At 72.4% G+C, this 2,761-nt stretch carries 2 protein-coding genes and 1 pseudogene; all 3 read right to left on the bottom strand.

What is annotated here, in order from left to right; all coding sequences use genetic code 11:
- Positions 1 to 1,522 (bottom strand): glucose-6-phosphate isomerase (gene pgi / locus BBH68_RS32430; protein ID WP_065967341.1); only part of this gene is annotated, 1,522 nt, incomplete at its 3' end.
- On the bottom strand, positions 1,515 to 2,486 hold the full coding sequence (opcA, locus tag BBH68_RS32425) for a glucose-6-phosphate dehydrogenase assembly protein OpcA (protein ID WP_065967340.1): 972 nt from the start codon (positions 2,484 to 2,486) through the stop codon (positions 1,515 to 1,517). The genes opcA and pgi, both read right to left, overlap by 8 nt.
- Positions 2,483 to 2,761: pseudogene (locus BBH68_RS32420) on the bottom strand (glucose-6-phosphate dehydrogenase); the annotation flags it as partial. The gene opcA and the pseudogene BBH68_RS32420, both read right to left, overlap by 4 nt.

Raw genomic sequence — 2,761 nt, 5'->3', positions numbered from 1 at the left:
CGCCCCACTGGTCGAAGGAGTCGATGTTCCAGATCGCGCCCTGGACGAACACCTTGTGCTCGTACAGCGCGATCAGCTGGCCGAGCACCGAGGGGGTCAGCTCGGTGGCCAGGATGGTGGTGGTGGGCTTGTTGCCGGGGAAGGTGCGGTGTGCGACCTGTTCCTCGGCGATGCCCTCGGCGCGCACCTCCTCCTCCGTCTTGCCGAAGGCGAGCGCCTGGCCCTGGGCGAAGAGATTGGCCATCAGCAGGTCGTGCTGGGCGGCCAGTTCCGGGCCGAGCTCCGCCACCGGACGGGCGAAGCCGATCAGATCGGCCGGGACGACCTTCGTCCCCTGGTGCAGCAGCTGGTAGTAGGCGTGCTGGCCGTTGGTGCCCGGGGTGCCCCACACCACCGGGCCGGTCTGCCACTCCACCGGATCGCCGCCGCGGTCCACCGACTTGCCGTTGGACTCCATGTCCAGCTGCTGCAGATACGCAGTGAACTTCGACAGGTAGTGGCTGTACGGCAGCACCGCGTGCGACTGCGCGTCGAAGAACGCGCCGTACCACACGCCCAGCAGCCCCAGCAGCAGCGGCGCGTTGGCCTCCGCGGGGGCGGTGCGGAAGTGCTCGTCGACCAGGCGGAAACCGTCGAGCATCTCGCGGAACCGCTCCGGGCCGATGGCGATCATCAGCGACAGGCCGATGGCGGAGTCGAAGGAGTAGCGGCCGCCGACCCAGTCCCAGAACCGGAACATGTTGGCGGGGTCGATGCCGAACTCCGCCACCTTCTCCGCGTTCGTGGACAGCGCCACGAAGTGCCTGGCCACGGCCTCCTCCCCGGCGCCGAGACCGGCCAGCAGCCACTGCCGGGCGGAGGTGGCGTTGGTGATGGTCTCGATCGTGGTGAAGGTCTTCGAGGCGACGATGAACAGCGTCTCGGCCGGGTCCAGGTCCCGCACGGCCTCGTGCAGATCGGCGCCGTCCACATTGGACACGAACCGCACGTCCAGCTCCCGCGCGGTGTACGGGCGCAGCGCCTCGTACGCCATCGCGGGGCCCAGGTCGGAGCCGCCGATGCCGATGTTGACGACGGTCCGGACGCGCTTGCCCGTGGCGCCGGTCCACTCGCCGGAGCGGACCCGCCGCGCGAAGGCGGCCATCTCGTCCAGCACCGCGTGCACACCCGGGACCACGTTCTCGCCGTCGACCTCGATCACGGCGTCGCGGGGCGCGCGCAGCGCGGTGTGCAGCACGGCCCGGTCCTCGGTGACATTGATCTTCTCGCCGCGGAACATCGCGTCCCGCAGCTCCGCGACGCCGCGCGCCTGTGCCAGCTCCCGCAGCAGCCGCAGGGTGTCCTCGGTCACCAGGTGCTTGGAGTAGTCGAGGTACAGGTCCCCGACGCGCAGCGCGTACCGGTCGGCGCGCCCGGGGTCGGCCGCGAACAGCTCGCGCAGACGGACCCCGGCCAGCTCCTCGCGGTGCTTGGCCAGCGCGGTCCACTCGGGCAGTCGGTCGAGACGGGCGGGGTCAGGCATCCTGCTGCTCCTTCTGCTCGTGCTTGTGGGAAGTCGCGGAAGCCGCCGGGGCGGTGACGTGGGCGCGCAGGGCGGCGGCGTACGCCTCGTCGGGGTCGAGCCGGCGCAGTTCCTCGGCGATCAGGTCGGCGGTGCCGCGCACCTTCAGCGCCAGGGTGCGGGTGGGCTGGCCGGGGATGGAGAGCGTGGCCACCGGGCCGTCGGGGCGGTCGATGTGGATGTCCCCCGTGGCGGTGCGCAGCCGCACCCCGGTGACCACCGGGCCGGCGGTGACGACCTGCTCCACGGGCACCCTCAGCCGGTCGGCGAACCAGCGGGCCAGCAGCTCGGCGCTCGGGTTGTCCGCCTCGCTCTCCACCACCGCCGAGGTGACCTCGGCACGCGCCTGGTCCAGCGCGGCCGCCAGCATGGCCCGCCAGGGGGTGAGCCGGGTCCAGGCCAGGTCGGTGTCGCCGGGGGCGTACGAGGCGGCGCGGGCCGCCAGCTGCTCCAGCGGCTGCTCGACGGCGTACGCGTCGGTGATCCGCCGCTGCGCGAGCGCGCCCAGCGGGTCCCTGGCCGGGTGGTCCGGGGCGTCCACGGGCCACCACACCACCACCGGGGCGTCCGGCAGCAGCAGCGGCAGCACCACCGAGTCGGCGTGGTCCGCGAGTTCGCCGTGCAGCCGCAGGACGACGGTCTCGCCGCCCCCGACGTCGCCGCCGAGGCGCACCTCCGCGTCGAGGCGCGCGGTGCGGCGGTCGCGGGGGGTGCGGCCGGGCCGCTTGATGACCGCCAGGATCCGGGAGGGGTGTTCCCGGGAGGCGTCGGCGGCGGCCTTGAGCGCGTCGTAGTGGTTGCCCTCGTCGGTGACGACGACGAGGGTCAGCACCATGCCGACGGCCGGTCCGCCCGCCGCCCGGCGGGCCTCCACCAGGGCCGCGTTGACCTTGCTCGATGTGGTGTTGGTCAGGTCGATGTTCATGGCCGGCGCCAGCTCCGTCCGTCTCGTGCGAGCATCTCGTCCGCGGCCTTGGGGCCCCAGGTCCCGGCGGTGTACTGCTCGGGTGTGCCGTGGGTGTCCCAGTACCCCTCCACGGGGTCGAGGATCTTCCAGGACTCCTCGACTTCCTCGGTGCGCGGGAAGAGGTTGGCGTCGCCCAGCAGGACGTCGAGGATCAGCCGCTCGTACGCCTCCGGGCTCTCCTCGGTGAACGACTCGCCGTAGGCGAAGTCCATCGTCACGTCCCTCCATGGAGG

The organism is Streptomyces sparsogenes (assembly GCF_001704635.1).
Lineage (GTDB): Bacteria > Actinomycetota > Actinomycetes > Streptomycetales > Streptomycetaceae > Streptomyces > Streptomyces sparsogenes.
This window is presented reverse-complemented; position numbering and strand designations above follow the sequence as displayed.